The following is a 613-nucleotide window of genomic DNA, read 5'->3' on the forward strand; positions in this document are numbered from 1 at the left end:
ATCAGCATTTTACACAGGCTAGGTGTGGAAAAACTAGTTTTCGGTACGGAAGAAATGCTGGATTACCAGAAAATTGCGGATATTTATGTGGATAAGACGGAAGAGATGGAAAATTTTGTGAAAAACTTGCCAGACAATCTCTCTTATCCACAGAAGACCCAGGCTATGTGGCAGGAATTTGCGGGTCTAACCTTCACAGGTGATACGCCCAACCATATTCTGGCTCTGGCTTATGCTAAGGCGGTGGCTGGAACAGGCATTCAGCTCAGCCCTGTTCAACGGCAGGGAGCTGGTTTTCACTCGGAAGAGGTGGAAACGTCCTACGCCTCGGCGACAGCTATCCGCAAGGGTGCTGACAAGCTGGACTTGGTGCGTGATTTCTTGCCCTCTGCCAGTCTCTTTGAAGAGGCGACAAAGGTAAGCTGGAATGATTATTTTCCTCTGCTCCGCTACCAGATTGCGACCCACCAAGATCTCAGTCAGGTCTTTCAGGTCAACGAAGAACTAGCCAGTCGTATCCGCTCTGCTATTGGGAGCGTAGCGACCGTGGAGGAGTTGGTGGATGCTGTTGCGACCAAGCGCTACACCAAGGCGCGGGTGCGGCGGGTGCTGA

General features: G+C 51.4%; 1 protein-coding gene. It reads left to right on the forward strand.

All coding sequences use genetic code 11. The features are described 5' to 3' along the window. Positions 1 to 613, forward strand: a 613-nt coding sequence (locus C1G57_RS09150; protein WP_193434485.1) for a nucleotidyltransferase family protein, incomplete at both ends; no start/stop codon positions are given.

This window comes from Streptococcus suis (assembly GCF_002960425.1).
Taxonomy (GTDB): Bacteria; Bacillota; Bacilli; order Lactobacillales; family Streptococcaceae; genus Streptococcus; species Streptococcus suis_S.